This is a genomic window from Aeromonas ichthyocola (assembly GCF_046087985.1).
Taxonomy (GTDB): Bacteria; Pseudomonadota; Gammaproteobacteria; order Enterobacterales; family Aeromonadaceae; genus Aeromonas; species Aeromonas rivipollensis.
In genome coordinates this window covers 574,729-595,193 of record NZ_JBJSWH010000003.1, presented here as the reverse complement: position 1 = coordinate 595,193, position 20,465 = coordinate 574,729, and the positions used below count along the sequence as shown (strand labels likewise).

The 20,465-nt window shown below is 63.5% G+C and carries 16 protein-coding genes and 1 pseudogene; 1 reads left to right on the top strand and 16 read right to left on the bottom strand.

Features of this window, described 5'->3' with window-relative positions:
* Positions 1 to 34 precede the first annotated feature (34 nt).
* Entirely contained in the window at positions 35 to 3,928 is a 3,894-nt protein-coding gene (purL, locus tag ACF2JD_RS11595; protein ID WP_440987456.1) for a phosphoribosylformylglycinamidine synthase, read from the top strand.
* 272 nt (positions 3,929 to 4,200) lie between these two features.
* Here the strand turns inward: purL and nuoN are convergent.
* From nuoN to ACF2JD_RS11515, 16 genes and pseudogenes are all read right to left on the bottom strand, one after another.
* Positions 4,201 to 5,666: pseudogene (gene nuoN, locus ACF2JD_RS11590) on the bottom strand (NADH-quinone oxidoreductase subunit NuoN).
* Between the two features lie 49 nt (positions 5,667 to 5,715).
* Positions 5,716 to 7,233 (bottom strand): NADH-quinone oxidoreductase subunit M, encoded by a 1,518-nt coding sequence (nuoM, locus tag ACF2JD_RS11585; protein ID WP_234566860.1) that lies wholly within the window; start codon positions 7,231 to 7,233, stop codon positions 5,716 to 5,718.
* Positions 7,234 to 7,301: 68 nt separating this feature from the next.
* Complete coding sequence (gene nuoL / locus ACF2JD_RS11580) at positions 7,302 to 9,149, bottom strand: NADH-quinone oxidoreductase subunit L (RefSeq protein WP_440987455.1); 1,848 nt, start codon at positions 9,147 to 9,149, stop codon at positions 7,302 to 7,304.
* Entirely contained in the window at positions 9,146 to 9,454 is a 309-nt protein-coding gene (nuoK, locus tag ACF2JD_RS11575; RefSeq protein ID WP_041205926.1) for an NADH-quinone oxidoreductase subunit NuoK, read from the bottom strand. Before nuoK ends, nuoL begins: the two co-directional genes overlap by 4 nt.
* Positions 9,451 to 10,002 (bottom strand): NADH-quinone oxidoreductase subunit J, encoded by a 552-nt coding sequence (nuoJ, locus tag ACF2JD_RS11570; protein WP_163137819.1) that lies wholly within the window; start codon positions 10,000 to 10,002, stop codon positions 9,451 to 9,453. Before nuoJ ends, nuoK begins: the two co-directional genes overlap by 4 nt.
* A 9-nt stretch (positions 10,003 to 10,011) precedes the next feature.
* Positions 10,012 to 10,554, bottom strand: coding sequence for an NADH-quinone oxidoreductase subunit NuoI (gene nuoI, locus ACF2JD_RS11565; RefSeq protein WP_005324242.1), 543 nt, complete (start codon positions 10,552 to 10,554; stop codon positions 10,012 to 10,014).
* 7 nt (positions 10,555 to 10,561) lie between these two features.
* Positions 10,562 to 11,530 carry an NADH-quinone oxidoreductase subunit NuoH gene (gene nuoH / locus ACF2JD_RS11560; RefSeq protein ID WP_005324240.1) on the bottom strand — a complete coding sequence of 323 codons (969 nt, stop codon included), beginning with the start codon at positions 11,528 to 11,530 and terminating at the stop codon, positions 10,562 to 10,564.
* Between the two features lie 91 nt (positions 11,531 to 11,621).
* The gene (locus tag ACF2JD_RS11555) at positions 11,622 to 11,927 is read right to left on the bottom strand and encodes a hypothetical protein (RefSeq protein ID WP_440987454.1); all 306 of its coding nucleotides are present in this window, start codon (positions 11,925 to 11,927) and stop codon (positions 11,622 to 11,624) included.
* A gap of 226 nt (positions 11,928 to 12,153) precedes the next feature.
* On the bottom strand, positions 12,154 to 12,510 hold the full coding sequence (locus tag ACF2JD_RS11550; RefSeq protein ID WP_440987453.1) for a molybdopterin-dependent oxidoreductase: 357 nt from the start codon (positions 12,508 to 12,510) through the stop codon (positions 12,154 to 12,156).
* A 192-nt stretch (positions 12,511 to 12,702) separates the two neighbouring features.
* The gene (gene nuoG / locus ACF2JD_RS11545) at positions 12,703 to 14,262 is read right to left on the bottom strand and encodes an NADH-quinone oxidoreductase subunit NuoG (protein ID WP_440987452.1); all 1,560 of its coding nucleotides are present in this window, start codon (positions 14,260 to 14,262) and stop codon (positions 12,703 to 12,705) included.
* 58 nt (positions 14,263 to 14,320) lie between these two features.
* Positions 14,321 to 15,688, bottom strand: a complete 1,368-nt coding sequence (nuoF, locus tag ACF2JD_RS11540) for an NADH-quinone oxidoreductase subunit NuoF (RefSeq protein ID WP_440987451.1) — start codon at positions 15,686 to 15,688, stop codon at positions 14,321 to 14,323.
* Positions 15,685 to 16,251 carry an NADH-quinone oxidoreductase subunit NuoE gene (gene nuoE / locus ACF2JD_RS11535; protein ID WP_440987450.1) on the bottom strand — a complete coding sequence of 189 codons (567 nt, stop codon included), beginning with the start codon at positions 16,249 to 16,251 and terminating at the stop codon, positions 15,685 to 15,687. Before nuoE ends, nuoF begins: the two co-directional genes overlap by 4 nt.
* A 65-nt stretch (positions 16,252 to 16,316) precedes the next feature.
* Positions 16,317 to 18,122: an NADH-quinone oxidoreductase subunit C/D gene (gene nuoC / locus ACF2JD_RS11530; RefSeq protein ID WP_049832185.1), complete on the bottom strand. Its 1,806-nt coding sequence runs from the start codon at positions 18,120 to 18,122 to the stop codon at positions 16,317 to 16,319.
* Between the two features lie 2 nt (positions 18,123 to 18,124).
* The gene (locus ACF2JD_RS11525; RefSeq protein WP_025327215.1) at positions 18,125 to 18,799 is read right to left on the bottom strand and encodes a NuoB/complex I 20 kDa subunit family protein; all 675 of its coding nucleotides are present in this window, start codon (positions 18,797 to 18,799) and stop codon (positions 18,125 to 18,127) included.
* Between the two features lie 29 nt (positions 18,800 to 18,828).
* Complete coding sequence (locus tag ACF2JD_RS11520) at positions 18,829 to 19,233, bottom strand: NADH-quinone oxidoreductase subunit A (RefSeq protein WP_440987449.1); 405 nt, start codon at positions 19,231 to 19,233, stop codon at positions 18,829 to 18,831.
* Positions 19,234 to 19,773: 540 nt separating this feature from the next.
* The gene (locus ACF2JD_RS11515; protein WP_440987448.1) at positions 19,774 to 20,079 is read right to left on the bottom strand and encodes a hypothetical protein; all 306 of its coding nucleotides are present in this window, start codon (positions 20,077 to 20,079) and stop codon (positions 19,774 to 19,776) included.
* Positions 20,080 to 20,465: the final 386 nt, after the last annotated feature.

Below are 20,465 nucleotides of genomic sequence, written 5' to 3'. Positions count from 1 at the left end.
CCCCCCACACTCTAAAACTTGGTGAGAAAGGTATATGGAAATCTTGCGTGGTGCCCCAGCACTGTCTGAGTTTCGTGTCCACAAGCTGCTGCAGAGCTGCGCACAGAGAGGAGTAGAGATAGCAGACGTCTATGCCGAATACGTGCACTTTGCCGAGCTTTCGAGCCCGCTCTCGCCCCCGGAGCGAGCGACCTTGGGCCAGCTTCTGCGCTACGGCCCGACCATCCCGGAACACACCCCCAGCGGTCAGCTGTTTCTCGTTACCCCCCGCCCCGGCACTATCTCCCCCTGGTCTTCCAAAGCAACCGACATCGCCCACAACTGCGGCCTGAACCAGGTCAAGCGGTTGGAGCGCGGCATTGCCTATTACGTGCAGGCCAAGGGTGAGCTGACCACTGCCCAGCGTGGCGAGGTCGCAGCCCTGCTGCACGATCGCATGATGGAGGTGGTGTTCGATGAGCCGAGCCAGGCTGCCGCCCTGTTTGCCCATCACGAACCGCGCCCCTTCACCCAGGTGGATGTGCTGGGCGGTGGCCGCAGCGCCCTGGCCTCGGCCAACATCGAGCTGGGCCTGGCCCTCGCCGATGACGAAATCGACTACCTGGTGGAGAACTTCACCCGCCTTGGTCGCAATCCCAACGACATCGAGCTCTACATGTTCGCCCAGGCGAACTCCGAGCACTGCCGTCACAAGATCTTCAACGCCGACTGGACCATAGACGGTGAGCAGCAGCCCAAGTCGCTGTTCAAGATGATCAAGAACACCTTCGAGCAGACGCCGGATCATGTCCTGTCTGCCTATAAAGACAACGCCGCCGTGATGGAAGGCAGCCAGGGTGGCCGCTTCTTCCCGAGCCCCGCCAGTGGCGAATACCAGTATCACCAGGAGCGCGTCGACATCCTGATGAAGGTGGAGACTCACAACCACCCGACCGCCATCTCTCCCTTCCCGGGGGCGGCTACCGGCTCCGGCGGCGAAATTCGCGACGAGGGCGCGACAGGCCGTGGCGCCAAGCCCAAGGCGGGCCTGGTGGGCTTCTCCGTCTCCAACCTGCGCATCCCTGGTTTCGAGCAGCCCTGGGAGCAGGATTTCGGCAAGCCGAGCCGCATCGTCAGCGCCTTTGACATCATGCAGGAGGGGCCCCTTGGCGGCGCCGCCTTCAACAACGAATTCGGTCGTCCGGCCATCCTCGGCTACTTCCGTACCTTCGAAGAGCAGGTGCCGAGCCACAACGGCGTCGAAGTGCGCGGTTACCACAAGCCCATCATGCTGGCGGGCGGCATAGGCAACATCCGCAGCGAACACGTCCAGAAAGGGGAGATCCCGGTGGGGGCAGCCCTGATCGTGCTGGGCGGCCCGGCCATGAACATAGGTCTGGGTGGTGGCGCGGCATCGAGCATGGCCTCCGGCCAGTCTGCCGAAGACCTCGATTTCGCCTCTGTGCAGCGGGACAACCCCGAGATGGAGCGCCGTTGCCAGGAGGTGATCGATCGCTGCTGGCAGCTCGGCGATGACAACCCCATCGTCTTCATCCACGACGTGGGTGCCGGTGGCCTCTCCAACGCCATGCCGGAGCTGGTGAACGACGGTGAGCGGGGCGGTCGCTTCGACCTGCGCGCCATCGCGAGCGACGAGCCGGGCATGAGCCCGCTGGAGATCTGGTGCAACGAATCCCAGGAGCGCTACGTGCTGGCGGTCGCCCAGGACAAGCTGCCCCTGTTCAAGGCCCTGTGCGAGCGTGAGCGCGCGCCCTATGCGGTCATAGGTACCGCCACCGAAGAGAAGCACCTCACTCTCTCGGATGCACACTTTGACAACCAGCCCATCGATCTGCCCCTGGACGTGCTGCTCGGCAAGGCGCCCAAGATGCACCGCGACGTGCAGAGCCTGCCCGCCCAGGGCAAGGCCCTGCAACTGGACGGCATCACCCTGAGTGACGCGGCCGAGCGGGTACTGCGCCTGCCGACAGTGGCGGAGAAGTCCTTCCTCATCACCATCGGCGATCGCAGCGTGACCGGTCTGGTCAACCGCGACCAGATGGTCGGCCCCTGGCAGATCCCGGTGGCCGATTGCGCCGTCACCGCCGCCACCTACGACAGCTACCATGGTGAAGCCATGTCCATGGGGGAGCGTACCCCGGTGGCGCTGCTCTCCCACGCGGCTTCTGCCCGTATGGCGGTGGCCGAGGCCCTGACCAACCTGGCACCGGCTCATATCGGTTCCCTCAAGCGGGTCAAGCTTTCTGCCAACTGGATGTCTGCCGCCGGTCACCCGGGGGAAGATGCCGGCCTCTATGAGGCGGTCAAGGCGGTGGGCGAGGAGCTCTGCCCGGCCCTTGGCATCACAATCCCGGTGGGCAAGGACTCCATGTCCATGAAGACCCGCTGGCAGCAGGACGGGGAAGAGCGCAGCGTCACTTCGCCGCTCTCCCTGCTCATCTCGGCGTTTGCCCGGGTCGAGGACGTGCGCAACACCGTTACGCCGCAGCTGCGTACAGACCTTGGGGAAACCGACCTTATCCTGATTGACCTTGGCAACGGCAAGCAGCGCCTCGGCGCCTCCGCCCTGGCCCAGGTCTATCGCCAGCTTGGTCAGAGTGCCCCGGATCTGGACAACCCTGTCCAGCTCAAGGGCTTCTTCAACGCCATCCAGGCGCTGGTGGCGGATCGCAAGCTGATTGCCTACCACGACCGCTCCGACGGCGGCCTCTTCGTCACCCTGGCCGAGATGGCTTTCGCCGGTCACTGCGGCCTCGACATCCAGCTCGACCGCGTGGGTGGCGAACTGCTGCCGGCCCTGTTCAACGAGGAGCTGGGTGCCGTCATCCAGGTGCGCCGCGACGACAAGGAAGCCGTGCTGACCCTGTTGGCCGGTCACGGTCTGGCGGCCTGCTCCCATGTGCTGGGTACTGTGCGTGAAGACGATCTCATTCTGTTCCAGCGTGCCGGGACCGAAGTGTACCGCGCCAGCCGCACCGCCCTTCGCACCCTCTGGGGCGAGACCAGCTGGCAGATGCAGCGCCTGCGGGACAACCCCGAGTGCGCGGATCAGGAGCATGCCGCCCGCCAGGACGCCACAGACCCGGGTCTGCAGGCCAGGCTGACCTACAACCCGTCCGAGGACGTGGCCGCGCCCTATATCGCCCGCGGGGTTTCCCCCCGTCTGGCGGTGCTGCGCGAGCAGGGGGTCAACTCCCATGTGGAGATGGCAGCCGCGTTCGACCGCGCCGGGTTCGCGGCGGTGGATGTGCATATGAGTGACATCCTGTCCGGTCGCATCAAGCTGGAAGAGTTCCAGACCCTGGTGGCCTGTGGCGGCTTCTCCTACGGTGACGTGCTGGGGGCGGGGGAAGGCTGGGCCAAGTCCATCCTGTTCAACGACAACGCCCGCGAGCAGTTCCAGCGCTTCTTCGAGCGCGGCGATACCCTCTCCTTGGGGGTGTGCAACGGTTGCCAGATGATGTCCAACCTGCGGGATCTCATCCCGGGGGCCGATCTGTGGCCGCGCTTCGTGCGCAACCGCTCCGAGCGTTTCGAGGCGCGCTTCAGCCTGGTGGAAGTGCAGGACTCTCCGTCCGCCTTCTTCGCCGGCATGGCGGGCTCTGTGATGCCCATCGCCGTCTCCCACGGGGAAGGGCGGGTGGAAGTGCGCGATGCCGCTCACCTTGCCGCGCTGCAGGCCAGCGGCCTGGTGGGGCTGCGTTTCGTGGACAACCGCGGTCAGGTCACCGAGCAGTACCCGGCCAACCCGAACGGGGCACCGGCGGGCATCACTGCGGTCACCACCACCGACGGCCGCGCGACCATCATGATGCCGCACCCGGAGCGGGTGTTCCGTACTGTGGCGAACTCCTGGCACCCGGACAACTGGGGCGAGGATGGTGCCTGGATGCGGATGTTCAGAAACGCTCGCGTGCGTCTGGGTTAATCCCGCGCTGACGTTCTAGAGAATCAAAAACCGGCCCCCGTGGCCGGTTTTTTTATGGGCCTGTGACAAGCTCTGCGAGCCTTGGGTCCATGGCTGGTGGTGGAGGGAAGTGAGATGAAAGATGAGAGAGCTGAGGGGAGAGGGCGGACAGGGGAGGGAGCTGACACTGTGAGCCGGGCTCCCTTGCCGGGTTGATACCTGGGCCCGGCAGTCTGGCGAGATAAAAAAAACCGGCCACGGGGGCCGGTTTTTCGTTGGGACTGAGCGTGATGCTAGCGCAGCACCACGTGCTGGAAGCCCTGCACCAGGCTGATGACAGGCTGGGGGTAGATGCCGAGCGCCACCACCAGGATGGCGGAGAGCAGCACCACAAGCCCGCCGGAGGAGAAGGCCCAGTCGGCCTTGGCATCGCGCGCAGCTGCATGCCGGGTTCCCGCAGGTAGAGGGTGACCATGACGCGCAGGTAGTAGTAGAGCCCCAGGGCGCTGCCGAGCACTATGGCGCCGGAGAGCCACCACAGCTGGGCATCGACCGTCACCCCGATGAGGTAGAACTTGCCGATGAAGCCAAGCGTCATGGGGATGCCCGCCAAGGAGAGCATCATCACCGTCATGACGGCGGTCAGGTAGGGGCGCTTCCAGAACAGGCCGCGATAGCTGTGCAGGGAGTCCGCATCCTTGCCGCGATAGGGGCTGGACATCATGCTGATGACGCCGAAGGCCCCCAGGCTGGTGAAGAGGTACATCAGCAGGTAGACACCGGCCGCTTCCACCGGCATCTGGCCGAGGCGGCTCGCCACTATCACCGCCAGCAGGTAGCCGAAGTGGGAGATGGAGGAGTAACCCATCATCCGCTTGATGTTGGTCTGGATCAGCGCCAAGAGGTTGCCGACCACGATGGAGATGACCGCCATGGCCGCCAGCAGCCAGTGGATCATGGGGTCCGAGGTGGCCGGCACCGCCAGGTAGAAGCGCAGCAGCACGCAGAACACGGCTATCTTGCTCACGGTGGCGAGGAAGGTGGCCACAGGTGCCGGGGCGCCCTCATAGACATCCGGGGTCCAGAGGTGGAAGGGGGCGAGCGACAACTTGAACGCAAAGCCCACCAGCATCAGGCCAAAGCCTCCCATCAGCAGCGGGTGGTGAGCCGGGCTCTGGGCCAGAGTCAGGCCGAGATCGCTGAAGCTCAGGCTGCCCGCCTGGGCATAGAGCAGCGCCATGCCGAACAGCAGGAAGGCGGTGGCGGCGGCGGAGAGCACCATGTACTTGATGCTGGCCTCCAGGGAATGGCGCTCGCGATAGGCATAACCCACCAGACCGAACATGGGCAGGGTCAGCATCTCGATCCCGATAAACAGTGACGCGAGATGGCGGGAACCCGCCAGCACCAGGCCACCGGCGGTAGCGATCAAGAGCAGCAAGTAGAACTCTTCCCGGTTGTCCGGGTAGCCCTTGAGCCAGGAGCGACCGAAGGTACAGGTGGCCAGGGCGCCGATGAGCACCAGCCCCATGTAGAAGACCGCGTAGCTGTCCACTTGCAGCAGGGGAGTGACCCCCTGATCCCCTTGCGCCATGACGATGGGCAGGGAGAAGAGCGCCAGGTTGAGGCCTGTGATGGTCACCACGAAGGCGGTGTCATCGCAGCGCTTCCAGGCGATGGCGAGCATCAGGGCGACCATGGCCCCTGTGGTCAGCAACAGGGGCAGCAGGGCCAATAGTTGGGCGGCGGTAAACGTCATGACATGGCTCCCGGTGTGGACAAGGAAAGGGAGATAGAAACAGAGGGCATCATTGCAGTGCTCCTGTGGCTGGCAGCGCGTACCAGTGCAGCACGCTCAGCAGGCTGCTGCTGGCGGTGTCGAGCACGGGTTGCGGGTAGAGACCGAGCAGCACCAGCAGACCGGCGATGGTCAGCATCATGGCCAGCTCCCGTCTGTCCAGGCCCTTGAGGACACTCTCGTCCTTGGGGGCACCGAAGCAGGCGCGCTGCAGCATGATGAGGGAGTAGACCGAGGCCAGCACCAGGCCGAAGGTGGCGATGATGGTGATGATGGGGGCCACCTGGAAGCTGCCGATGAGGATCAGGAACTCGCCGACGAAGTTGCCGGTACCCGGCATGCCAAGGGAGGCCACCGAGAAGAACAGCATGACGCCGGGCAGGTAGCGCAGCCGACCCCAGAGACCGCCCATCAGGCGCAGGTCCCGGGTGTGCAGCCGCTCGTAGAGCTGGCCGCACAGGATGAAGAGACCGGCGGCGGAGAGGCCGTGGGCGATCATCTGCACCACTGCCCCTTGCAGGGCCAGCTCGCTGCCCGAATAGATGGCGATCATCACGAAGCCCATGTGGGAGATGCTGGTGTAGGCCACCAGACGCTTGATGTCGGTCTGGGCGAACGCCAGCAGGGCGCCGTAGATGATGCCGAAGAGGCCAAGGAGCATGGCGTAGGGGGCGAACTCGGCGGAGGCCTCCGGGAACAGCGGCAGGGTGAAGCGCAGCAGGCCGTAGGCGGCGGTTTTGAGCAGGATGCCCGCCAAGTCCACAGAACCCGCGGTCGGCGCCTGGCTATGGGCGTCCGGCAACCAGCCATGGAGCGGCACCAGGGGCATCTTGACCGCGAAGGCGATGAAGAAGCCCAGCATCAGCAGCCACTGCACGCCCTTGCTCATCGGGGTATTGAGCAGGTCGAGGTAGTTGAAGGTGAAGACCCCTGTGCTGGCATGGTGGGTCAGCACCAGCCCGAGGATGGCCACCAGCATGATGAGGCCGCTCGCCTGGGTGTAGATAAAGAACTTGGTGGCCGCGTTGATCCGGGATTTACCGTCGGTGACCGAGTGGCCCCAGAGCGCGATCAGGAAGTACATGGGAACCAGCATCATCTCCCAGAAGAAGAAGAAGAGGAACAGGTCCACCGCCATGAAGACGCCGAGTACGCCCCCCAGGATCCACAGCAGGTTGAGGTGGAAGAAGCCGATGCGCTGCACGATTTCCTTCCAGGAACAGAGGATGGCCAGCACGCCGATGAAGCTGGTGAGCATCACCATCAGGAGGGACAGGCCGTCTACCGCCAGGTGCAATGAGATGCCGAAGCGGGGGATCCAGGGTTGCTGCCACTCGGCCGCCCAGACGGGGAGGCCGGGGCTGGCGAGGGAGAAGTCACCCCCCAGCCAGATGGCACCGGAGAGCACCAGGCAGGCGCTCATGGAGAGCAGGGCTACCCAGCGAACGAATTGTCCGCCGAGCCGCTCCATCTGCCAGCAGAGCAAGCCGCCGATAAAAGGAATTAACAAGATCCAGAGTAAGGTCACGATGTCAGCTCTCGTCTAGGTTCTAGTCGGGCAGGCCCCAGGCCTGCCACACATATTGGGCTCATGGATCAGCCGAGCAGCAGCAGGGCCAGGATCAGGGCGGCGCCCATCCCCATGGAGGCGGCGTACCAGCGCAGCTTGCCGGACACTGTCCAGGCCAGCAGCTGGTGGCCGCCCTGGGCCAGCACGGCGGGCAGGTTCATCATCCGATCCAGCGGGTCCTTGCCGAGCAAGCGGGTCACCAGCAGGTAGGGCTTGACCCAGATCCAGTCATACAACCAGTCAAAGCCCCAGGCATTGAACCAGAGGGTGCTGAGCGCGCGGCCGGCGGCACTCTCGGTGATCCCCTTCGCCAGGCGACGTTCGCCGAGGAAGAGGAAGGCGGCGAGCGCAATGCCTGCCACGGCGATGACGCCGGAGAGGATCTCGAGGCTGTGGCGTCCCTCTTCGATATGATCCCCCGGGCCTGCCGGCAGTACTCCGGCGAGCGGCGGCACTATCAGGGCACCGACCCCGGTGGAGAGCACCAGCAGCACCAGCAGCGGCAGCTGGTGGGCAAGACCGTGGCCTTTGTGCGCCTGCGTCTGCGCCTTGCCGTGGAAGGCGATGAAGATGAGGCGGAAGGTGTAGAGGGAGGTCAGGAAGGCCCCACCCAGACCGGCCCACAGCAGGGCGCTCTGGCCACTGGCCTGCACCTGCCAGAGGATGGCGTCTTTACTGTAGAAGCCGGCGGTGACCAGCGGCAGCGCGGCCAGGGCCGAGCCCCCCACCAGGAAGCAGGCATAGACCAGCGGCAGGCTCTTGCGCAGGCCCCCCATCTTGAAGATGTTCTGCTCGTGGTGGGTCGCGACTATGACGGCCCCGGCGGAAAGGAACAAGAGCGCCTTGAAGAAGGCGTGGGTCATCAGGTGGAAGATGGCCCCTTCCCAGGCACCGACCCCCAGTGCCAGGAACATGTAGCCTATCTGGCTCATGGTGGAGTAAGCCAGGATCCGCTTGATGTCGGTCTGCACCAGGGCGGCAAAGCCTGCCAGCACTAGTGTGATGGCACCGACCAGGGCCACCAGATGGAGGATCTCCGGAGCCAGCAGGAAGAGGCCGTGGGTGCGGGCGATGAGGTAGACACCGGCGGTCACCATGGTGGCCGCGTGGATCAGTGCCGAGACCGGGGTCGGGCCCGCCATGGCGTCTGCCAGCCAGGTCTGCAGGGGCAGCTGGGCGGATTTGCCGACCGCGCCGCCGAGCAGCATCAGGCAGGCGAACGACAGGGCAGGGGAGCCCTCGGCAAAGACCACTGGGGCGCGCACCAGCAGCTCGTGGATGTTGAGGGTGCCGAGCTCGCGGTAGAGCACGAAGAGCCCGATGGCGAGGAAGACGTCACCGACCCGGGTCACCACAAATGCCTTGAGGGCGGCGGCGCCGTTGGCCGGGTTGCGGTAGTAGAAGCCGATCAGCAGGTAGCTGCACAGCCCCACCCCTTCCCAACCCAGGTAGACGAACAGCAGATCATCGGCCAGCACCAGGAACACCATGCTGGCGATGAAGAGGTTGGTGTAGGTGAAGAAGCGGGAATACCCCTCTTCTCCGCGCATGTACCAGGAGGCGAACAGGTGGATGAAGAAGCCCACCCCGGTCACCACCCCCAGCATGGTCAGCGACAACCCATCCAGCGCCAGACGGAAGGTGGGCTGGAATTCACCCACCGACATCCACTGCCACAGGGTCTGGGTATAGACGCCGCCCTCGGGGGTGTGATTGAGGAAGTCGAACCCGACCCAGATTGTGGTCAGGGCCGACAGGCCTATGCTGCCGACACCGATGAGTGCCGCGCTGCGCTCGCCGAGACGGCCGATGGAGAAGGCCAGTAGCAGCCATCCCAGCAGGGGGAACAGGAAAGTCAGATATAGGAGGCTCATCCGCGCATCTCGCTCACAGTGTCCACGTTCAGGGTGTGGTAACGACGATAGAGCAGCAGTAACAGGGCGAGGCCGATACTGGCCTCCGCTGCCGCCAGAGAAATCACCAGTATGTACATGATCTGGCCGTCGGCCTGGGCCCAGCGGCTACCCGCCACCACGAACGCCAGGGCGGACGCATTCATCATGATTTCGATACTCATGAGGATAAACAGCAGGTTGCGGCGGATCAGCAGACCGCACAAACCGATGCAGAACAGGATGGCGGCCAGCAGAAGACCGTGTTCCATGGGTATGCCACTCATTGCTGACCTCCTTCCTGGGATGGGCGAGCGGTGGGTTTGGGGACGGAAAGCACTTCCCCGCTCTTGTCTTCACGGCCAAGGTGATAGGCGGTGACCAGACCCGCCAGCAGCAGTATGGAGGCGAGCTCCACCGCCAGCACATAGGGGCCGAACAGGGCGATGCCGACCTCTTTTGCACTGACGTCGGTCTGCCCGAGTTCACCGCCGGTGACCCCGAGAATGCCGTAGGCCAGGAAGCCTAGCAGGATGAGGGAGAGCAGGGCAGGCCCACCCCAGGTCATGGGGGTGAGCCAGTTGCGCTCCTGATCCTGGGATGAACCCAGGTTCAGCATCATCACCACGAACACGAACAGCACCATGATGGCGCCGGCGTAGACGATCACCTGCAGGGCGCCAGCAAAGGAGGCTCCCAGGCAGAAGAAGATCATGGCCACGGCGATGAGCGAGATGATGAGATTGAGCAGCGCATGCATGGGGTTGCTGGTGCTGATGACCCGCAGCGTGCTGTAAACGGCGACCAGGGCCGCGGCATAAAATGCCAGTTCCATGATTGACTCCTAGGGCAGCAGGCTCTTGACATCGATGGGTTTGGCTTCGTTCTCGGCATCCCCTTTGGGCTTGCCGTCGATGGCCATCCCGCTCATGCGGTAGAAGTTGTAGTCCGGGTATTTGCCGGGGCCGCTGATCAGCAGATCTTCCTTCTCGTACACCAGATCCTGGCGGCGATACTCACCCATCTCGAAATCCGGCGTCAGCTGGATGGCGGTGGTGGGGCAGGCCTCTTCACACAGACCGCAGAAGATGCAGCGGGAGAAGTTGATGCGGAAGAACTCCGGGTACCAGCGACCGTCGTCCCGCTCCGCTTTTTGCAGCGAGATGCAGCCGACCGGGCAGGCCACGGCGCACAGGTTGCACGCCACGCAGCGCTCGTCACCGTCCGGATCCCGGGTCAGCACGATGCGACCACGGAAACGGGGCGCGGCATAGACCTGCTGCTCCGGGTAGCTCAGGGTTTCGCGGGGGCGCCAGGCATGGGAGAAGACCATCCCCAGACTGCGCAGTTGGGTGCCAACACCCTTGATAATGCTCGTAATTTTCATTGGTGCCTCACTGCACGTTCATAAGCACGACGGCGCCGGTTACCAGCATGTTGAGCAAGGTAAGCGGTAAGCAAACTTTCCAGCCAAAGGACATCACCTGGTCAAAGCGCGGGCGGGGCAGGGAGGCCCGCAGCAGGATGAAGAACACCATGAAACAGGCGGTCTTCAGGGCAAACCAGATGAAGGGCGGCAACCAGGGGCCGTGCCAGCCACCGAAGAAGAGGGTCACTATGAGGGAGGAGATCAGCACTATGCCGATGTACTCGCCCACGAAGAACAGACCCCACTTCATACCCGCGTACTCGATGTGATAGCCGTCGGCGAGCTCCTGCTCGGCCTCGGGCTGGTCAAACGGGTGACGGTGGGTGACGGCAACCCCGGCAAAGAGGAAGGTGATGAAGCCCAGGAACTGGGGGATCACGTTCCACAATCCGGCTTGCGCCTCCACGATCTCCCGCAGGTTGAAGCTGCCGGTCTGGATGACGATCCCCATCAGTGACAGGCCGAGGAACACCTCGTAGGAGAGGGTCTGGGCAGAAGCGCGCAGGCTGCCGAGCAGGGAGTACTTGTTGTTGCTCGACCAGCCGGCAAAGAGCACGGCGTAGACCGCCAGCCCCGCTATGGCCAGGATGTAGAGCAGCCCCACGTTGAGATCCGCCACGCCCCAGGTGGGGGTGATGGGCACCACCGCAAACGCCAGGATGAAGGCGGTAAAGGCGATGATGGGGGCCAGCACGAAGATCCGGCGATCCGCGAAGGGCGGGATCCAGTCCTCCTTGAAGAACATCTTGACCATGTCGGCCGCCAGTTGCAGCAGGCCGAAGGGGCCCACCCGGTTGGGGCCGTACCTGTCTTGCCAGAGCGCCAGCAGACGGCGCTCGATGAAGCTCATGAAGGCGCCAGCCCCCACAATCCCCACCAGCACGATCAAGGCTTTGCCTACCTCCAGCAACAGATCGATCAGCTCATTGCTCATGCGATGGCCTCCTGCAAGTCAGTCACATAGGCTTGTTGCAGGGCCGTCGGCAGGCCGTTCACCCCAAGGGGGAGCCCCACCAGACCGGCGCTCAGCTGTGCACTAAGACGCAGGGCAACTGCCAGTGGCTACCGCCCCAGGAGAAGGAGACCTGACTGCCCCCATGGAGGGCCAGACGCTGCGCATCGGCCGGGTTCAGCACCAGCTCGGGTTCGTTCATGCGGGCCTGAATGACCGGGCTGCGGGCGGAGAGCTCCTCGCCGCCAAACAGCTGGGCATAGTTGACCACCTGCAGTGCCTCTGCGGCCTTGAAGGGGGCGGGGATGGTGGCAAACCAGCCGAGGCTCTCCTTCTGCCTGCCCGGCTTCCAGCAGACGGCGACCGGGATCGCCGGCACGCAGATGCCACCGACTTCATCCTGGAACTTGTTCCAGGCGGAGGGGAGTTCCAGCCCGGCGCCCAGGCGAACGGCACCTGTTGCAGGGGTTGGCGGGCACCGGCATAGCCTTCCATGGAGAAGTTGAAGGGGGAGTCGGGGTCTTGCGCCACCCGGGGCTCGCTCACGTTCTGATCCGCCAGCATGGAGGTGCGGCCGCTGTAGCGGTGTGGCTCGCGCGCGAGCGTCATGCCGCGGATACGCAGCCCTGCGTTGGGGGCCGCTTCCAGCATGGTGGCCAGCAGCGGATTGCTGGTGGCGCAGTCATGGTTGATCTGTCGAAGGTCTGCCAGCGCAGCGACTTGCCGTCCAGCGTGCCTTGCAGCGCGGCCAGCCAGCGCCAGCCTTCGCGCACCTGGATGTCGGCGTCGTAGAAGGCGGGGGCATAGACCTGGAAGAAGCGCTGGGCACGGCCTTCCATGTTCACCACAGTGCCATCGGCCTCCGCAAAGCTGGCGGCAGGCAGCACCAGATCGGCCTTTTGGCGGTCCGGGTCGCCTGATGGTCGATGACCAGCAGGTGCTGCAGGCGGGCCAGGCGGCATCGACCCGGTTGCGCGGTGCGCGGCGATAGAGATCGTTCTCCAGGGTCACCAGCGCCAGCTTCTCTTCGGCCTCGATACGCTCAAGGGCGGCTTCGAGCGGCTTGTCTGACAAGCTTGCCGCCCAGCATGGCCAGACCCAGCGAGTTGGCCTCCTGGCCACCAGCGCGATGCTGGCTTCCAGACCACGGCCTTTCAGGGCGCGGGCAATGTTGCTGGCCGCCTCGACCAGCGCCACATCGCGGGCACTGGAGCCTGCGATGATGAGCGGCTTCTTGGCGTTGCCCAGCAGCTCGGCCCAGCGAGCCGCTTGTGCCTGCTGCTCGGCGCCCAGATCGGCCACGGCCGGTGCGCTCGGGTCGAGCAGGTTGGCGATGGCAAAGCCAAGGCGCGCCTGATCGGCGTGGGGGCGTGCAGCTTGTCGGCCGCCACGTCGTCGAGACGGGTGGTGTCGAGACTGGTGATGAGCAGCGGGTAGCGCTCGTTCTGACCCAGGGTCTGCACCGCGGCGACCTGCCACAGGTCCACCTTCATCTTGCGGGCCAGCTCGCGGGCCTTGCCCTTGACGGCCTGACGCAGCGCCAGCGCGATACGGGCGGCGCTCATGGTGACATCTTCGCCGAGCACCAGAATGGCGTCGGCCTCTTCCATGTCCCGCAGGCTCGGGGTTCGTACCCCGCCCTGGTGCAGGACATGCAGCATCTTTTGCAGGCAGGCCCATTCGCTCTGCTCGACCCCTGCGTAGAAGTTGGCTGCGCCCACCAGCTCGCGCAGGGCGAAGTTGCTCTCGAGCGAGGCTCGTGGCGAGCCGATGCCGATGATGCCGGAGGCGGTGCGCAGGGCATCGGCGGCGCGGTTCAGGGCGCCATCGACCGTGATGGCCAGCTTGTCATTGCCATCCTGAAGCAGGGGTTGGCGCGGGCGGTCGGCCTGGTTGACATAGCCGTAACCGAAGCGGCCACGATCACAGAGGAAGTAGTGGTTCAGGGCGCCGTGGAAGCGGTTCTCGATGCGGCGCAGCTCGCCATATCGCTCACCCGGGCTGATGTTGCAGCCGACCGAGCACTGCTGGCAGATGCTGGGGGCAAACTGCATGTCCCACTTGCGGTTGTAGCGCTCGGAATGGGTCTTGTCGGTGAAGACGCCGGTGGGGCAGACCTCCACCAGGTTGCCGGAGAACTCGCTCTCCAGGGTGCCATCCTCGACCCGGCCGAAGTAGACGTTGTCGTGGGCGCCGTAGACCCCCAGATCCTCGCCGCCGGCGTAATCCTTGTAGTAACGCACGCAGCGATAGCAGGCGATGCAGCGGTTCATCTCGTGGTTGATGAAGGGGCCGAGATCCTGATTCTGGTGGGTGCGCTTGGTGAAGCGGTAGCGACGGCTGTTGTGGCCCGTCATCACCGTCATGTCTTGCAGGTGGCAGGCGCCACCCTCTTCACACACAGGGCAGTCGTGGGGGTGGTTGGTCATCTGCCACTCCACCACAGTCTTGCGAAACTCCTTCGCCTCTTCGTCCTCGATGGAGATATAGGTGCCATCGGTGGAGGGGGTCATGCAGGACATGACCAGGCGGCCGCGCTTGTCGTCGGCATTCTGATACTGTTTGACCGCACACTGGCGGCAGGCGCCGACGCTACCGAGCGCCGGGTGCCAGCAAAAATAGGGGACGTCCAGACCCAGCGACAGACAGGCTTGCAGCAGGTTATCTGCCCCGTCGACCTCGAACTCTTTACCGTCTACATGAATGGTTGCCATACAACTTCCCTGAAACCTGTTTTGTGAAATCGGCTATTGCCCGATGCGTTCTGGCGTATTACCAGCGCTCGCCCAGCAGATTGGGCTGGATACCCTTGAACAGCTTGTGATTGTCATGGGGGGCCTTGACCCCGGCCTCGAACTCGGACCGGAAGTACTTCATGGCACTGCCAAGGGGCTCGACGGCGCCAGGGGCATGGGCGCAGAAGGTCTTGCCCGGCCCCAGGAAGCTGACCAGCTGCTCCAGGGTGGCGAGATCCTCGGGTTGGCCTTCGCCTCGCTCCAGGGCCCGCAGGATCTTGACGCTCCAGGGCAGGCCGTCGCGGCAGGGGGTGCACCAGCCACAGGATTCGCGGGCGAAGAACTCCTCCATGTTGCGCAAGAGTCCGACCATGTTGATGCTGTCATCCACCGCCATGGCGAGGCCTGTGCCCATGCGGGTGCCGACCTTGCCGATGCCTCCGGCATACATCTGGGCATCCAGGTGCTCGGGCAGCAGGAAGCCGGTGCCGGCACCGCCCGGTTGCCAGGCCTTGAGGCGATAGCCGGGTTTCATGCCGCCGGCATAGCCCTCGAACAGTTCGCGGGCGGTGATGCCAAAGGGCAGCTCCCACAGGCCCGGGTTGTTGACCTTGCCGGAGAAGCCCATCAGCTTAGTGCCGTGATCTTCCGAGCCTGGCAGCGCCAGCCCCTGATACCAGGCGACGCCGTTGCCTATGATGGCGGGCACGTTGCACAGAGTCTCGACGTTGTTGACGCAGGTGGGCTTGCCCCAGACGCCGGAGACGGCGGGGAAGGGGGGTTTGGCGCGCGGGTTGGCGCGGCGCCCTTCCAGGGAGTTGATGAGCGCCGTCTCTTCGCCGCAGATGTAACGCCCTGCGCCTGTGTGGACGAACAGCTCGAAGTCAAAGCCCGAGCCCAGGATGTTCTTGCCGAGCAGGCCGGCGGCCTTGGCCTCTTCCACCGCGCGGCGCAGGTGGATGGCGGCATCGACATATTCGCCGCGCAGGAAGATGTAGCCGCGATAGGCCTTGAGGGCCCGGGCACTGATGATCATCCCCTCGATCAGCAGGTGGGGCAGTTGCTCCATCAGCAGCCGGTCTTTGTAGGTGTTCGGCTCCATCTCGTCGGCGTTGCAGAGCAGGTAACGGATGTTCATGCTCTCGTCTTTGGGCATCAGGCCCCACTTCACCCCGGTGGAGAAGCCGGCGCCGCCGCGCCCCTTGAGGCCGGCGTCCTTGACGGTGCCGACTATCTCATCGGGGCTCATCTGACTCAGTGCCTTGCGGGCCGCTTCGTACCCCTGCTTGCTCTGGTATTCGTCCAGCCAGACCGGCTGGCCGTCATCGCGCAACCGCCAGGTGAGCGGATGGGTCTCGGGGGCACGGGCGATGCGGTTGGCGGTGCCAAAGGATGCCAAACTCATGGATAAGCCTCCAGGGTTTTCAGCAGACTGACGGCGTCGAGCCCACCGTAGGTATCGTCGTCGATCATCAGCGCCGGCCCCTTGTCGCAGTTGCCGAGGCAGCAGACCGGCAGCAGGGTGAAGCGGCCGTCGGCCGAGGTCTGGCCGGGGGCCAGATCCATGACTTCTTTCAGGCCGGCCAGCAGTTGCTCATGGCCGTTGATGTAACAGACCATGCTGTCACAGACACGGATGATGTGGCGGCCTACCGGCTGGCGGAAGATCTGGCTGTAGAAGGTGGCGACCCCTTCCACGTCGCTGGCAGGGATGCCGAGCACGGCGGCGATGGCATGGATGGCACCGTCCGGTACCCAGCCGCGGGCCTGCTGCACTATCTTGAGCGCTTCTATGCTGGCGGCGCGGGGATCTTCGTAGTGGTGCGTCTCATGCGCTATGGCATCGCGCTCGGCCTGGCTCAGGACGAAGTCGTCCTTCTGGCTTGGGACTAGGCCGTCTCCCTTGCTCTGGCATGCGCTCTGTCCCGCTGGGGACGATGTATTCTTGCACTGACATTGCTGGCTCATGAACTTAACCTTTTGTCGTTTATTCTTCTTGTCCCGTTGCGCCCCTGTGAGGACGCGGCGGGGACTTAACGATCCACATCCGACATGACGAAATCGATACTGCCCAGGTAGACGATGAGATCCGACACCATCTGGCCGCGGATCACCGAGGGGATCTGCTGCAGGTGGGCAAAGCTCGGAGTCCGGATCCGGGTCCGGTAGCTCATGGTGGAGCCGTCGCTGGTCAGGTAGTAACTGTTGATCCCCTTGGTCGCCTCTATCATCTGGAAGGACTCGGCGGCCGGCATCACAGGGCCCCATGACACTTGCAGGAAGTGGGTGATCAGGGTCTCGATGTCCTGCAGGGTGCGCTCTTTGGGCGGCGGCGTGGTGAGGGGGTGATCCGCCTTGAAGGGCCCCTCCGGCATGTTCTTCATGCACTGCTCTATGATGCGCATGCTCTGGCGGATCTCCTCGATGCGCACCGTGGCTCTGTCGTAGGCATCCCCATTGCTGCCCACCGGCACCTCGAACTCGAACTGATCGTAGCCGGAATAAGGGCGCCATTTGCGCACGTCGAAGTTGAGGCCGGTGGCGCGCAGACCGCCGCCCGTGGTGCCCCAGGCCAGCGCCTGCGCCGTGTTGTAGGCGGCGACGCCTATGGTGCGACCGCGCAAGATGCTATTGCGCATGGCGGCCTTCTCATACTCCATCAGGCGCTTGGGCAGCCAGCTCAGCAGGTTGTCCTGGATGAGGCGAGCCCAGCCGATGGGCAGGTCGTGGGCCACACCGCCGATGCGGAACCAGGCCGGGTGCATGCGCGCGCCCGTGATGGCTTCGATGATGGTGTAGATCTTCTGCCGGTCGGTGAAGGTGAAGAAGACAGGGGTCATGGCCCCCACGTCCTGGATGTAGGTGCCAAGGAACAGCAAGTGGCTCTGGATGCGGAACAGCTCCGCCATCATCACCCGGATCATGTCGACCCGGTTGGGAACCTTGATCCCCGCCAGCTTCTCGACCGCCAGCACATAGGGCAGGTTGTTCATCACCCCGCCTAAGTACTCGACCCGGTCTGTGTAGGGAATGTAGCTGTGCCAGGACTGGCGCTCGCCCATCTTCTCGGCACCCCGGTGGTGATAGCCGATGTCAGGCACGCAGTCGCGGATCTCTTCCCCGTCGAGCTGCAGCACCAGGCGGAAGGCGCCGTGTGCCGAGGGGTGGTTGGGGCCGAGGTTCAGGAACATGTAGTCCTCGTTCTCGTTGCCCCGGGCCATGCCCCACTCTTCGGGCTTGAACAGCAGGTTGTCCTGCTCCTGATCCTGCTTGACCGCATCGAGCATGAAGGGATCGAACTCGGTGGCGCGGGCCGGGTAGTCCTTGCGCAGCGGGTGTCCCTGCCAGCTCTTGGGCATCATGATGCGGGTGAGATGGGGGTGACCGTCGAAGGTGATGCCCATCAGATCCCAGACTTCCCGCTCGTACCAGTTGGCGTTGGGGAAGTGGCGGCTGACGGTGGGCAGGTGCAGATCGCTCTCCATCAGCGGCACCTTCAGCATCACATCGGCGTTACGGTCGATGGAGATGAGGTGATAGAAGACGGTGAAGTCGCTGCCCGGCAGGCCGTGGCGATGGCTGCGCATCCGCTCGTCGGTGGCGCTGAGATCAAACAGCATCACGAAGGGGGAGGGGAGCTTTTGCAGGAAGCCCATCACGTCCAGCAGCAGATCACGGGAGAGCCAGATCACCGGCACCCCGGTACGGGTGCTCTGCACAGTGAAGCGCTCGGCACCGAAGTGGGCGAAGAGTTCGCCGACCACCTGGGCATCGGCGTGATCCGCCGTCTGCCCCTGGGCCATGGTGTAGTTGCTTGGGAATTCTCGAGTCAGTTTCATGGTCAGATCTCATCCGGCGTGCGCAGGTTGGTGACTTGGATGCGCTCTTCCCGCTTGCGATCCTTCTCGGCCTGCATCTGGGGACGGTAGATCCCCTGATCACCCACCACCCAGGAGAGGGGGCGGCGCTCCTTGCCGATGGAGTCCTGCAGCAGCATCAGGGCCTGCAGGAACGCTTCGGGACGGGGCGGACAGCCCGGAATGTAGACGTCGACGGGCAGGAACTTGTCCACCCCCTGCACCACGGAATAGATGTCATACATGCCGCCCGAGTTGGCACAGGCGCCCATGGAGATGACCCACTTGGGTTCGAGCAGCTGTTCATAGAGGCGCTGGATGACAGGCGCCATCTTGATGAAGGGAGTACCGGCGATCACCATGAAATCCGCCTGACGGGGCGAAGCCCGGATGACTTCGGCGCCGAAGCGGGCCACGTCATGGGGGGAGGTGAAGGCGGTACACATCTCCACATAGCAGCAGGAGATGCCGAAGTTGTAGGGCCAGAGGGAGTTCTTGCGGCCCCAGTTGACGGTGTCTTGCAGCACCTCTTCGAGGCGCCCGATCATGATGCCGCGGGTCGCCTGCTGCGCCAGCGGGTCATCGACGGTCTGGCGCTGTTCCTGGGGGTAGCGCTCAACGGGCGCATCCGGGTCAATCCGGGTCAGGGTGTACTTCATGGTGCAACCTCAAAGGGAGGGTCGGTAATTCAATCAGTTTTTTTATCGTTCAGCTGTGGCTTGCGTGGCGACCACTCCAGGGCACCGATACGCCACAGGTAGATGAGGCCTACCAGCAGCAGGGTGATGAAGATGGTGGCTTCGATAAAGCCGACCCAGCCGCTTTCCCGAACGGAGACGGACCAGGCGAAGAGATAGAGCGCTTCGACGTCGAAGATGACGAAGAACATGGCGACCAGATAGAACTTGGCGGAGAAACGCAGACGGGCATTGCCGACGGAATCTATGCCGGATTCGAAGGGCCTGTTTTTGGCACGGCCATAGGCTCGTCCCCCCAGCAAGGCCGCGACGCCTATCATGGTCAGAACAGATGCGATGGCACCTATGACATAAATGGCAAAAGCCCAATGTTGAGCAGAAATATCAGCAAACATAGAGGTTTTTCCTAACCAAATTAATCATGCGACTTAACAATGACGTTACGCATTATGACACTTTCGCACTGATTTACATGTCATTTTTACGAGTTAATTATTAATCTGTTAACTGGAAATTAAAATTTGTTAATGGGTACGTTTTTTTGGCATGAATGTCAAAATGAGCGAGCCGGGGAGGGGGCGAGGATTTTCCCTGAAGGGGTGAGAGAGCCAAAATGGGAAGGGAGGCCACTGGCCTCCCTCAGGTGGGACGGATTAGAGGACAGAGCTGTTGCAAGGGGGGCAGTAACCAGGGGTCATCTGGTTCGGATAGGCACCAATGACGCGAAGACCGATATCTCCACCGGTGAGAATACGCATTTGGCCATCAGGCCACCGTGCTGCTTCAGATTAGCCCTCATTGGCCTCTATGCCATCCCCACCGCACGGGGGAAAAGGCTGATTGTTGCAGCTGCTCGACCAGGGCCGCCAGCTCCTCATAATCTTCCTGACTAATCCCGTAGCTGCCATCGGTTTGGGGCACCGCCTTGGGGCCCATCAGGCGTTTGGCGTGACCCTCGTAGTAGTCCAGCTCCAGTTGCAGGGCGTGATGGACATTGAGGGGAGGCGGCTGCTGATGGAGGCACTCATGCCATCCAGATCCGCCGGAATGCGGTTCTCTTCAACGTCGGCGGTTTTGTTGCCGAGCCCACTGGAGAGGCGCAACAGATGTTCGCTCTCCTGCGCCCGCACTGCACCGGTCATGCTGAGCTTCTCTTCGTTACTGTCGCCACCATAGAGGGGCTTGGCCGCCAGATAGCTATCTTGTTGTTGCAGATAATTTTCCGGCTGCTTGGTATTCATCACCACGGTGCCACCGATGGCATCGGAGCCGTGCAGGGAGGATTGGCCACCTCGATCTGCTTGATGTCATCGAGATCGAGAAGTTGAAGCGACCCACCTTGTCATTGATTTTATCGGCGCCAAAGCCGTTGCTGACGCGCACGCTGATGTTCTGTGGTCGCCAGCGGCTGGCGACCGAGACACCGGGGAATGTCCGGAGCCACGGGTCAGCTCGCTGGCGATCTGACGGTCCAGATCCTCCTGGGTGATGATGGTGATGGAGCCGGAGACATCGGAGATGTTTCTGTTGTTCTCGTTGCCCGGTGACAATGATAGTGTCATCGCTGCGCGCCTTCTCCACAGGGGAAGAGCGGCCGCGCCAGCCGAGGCACACCGGAGTGCCGGCC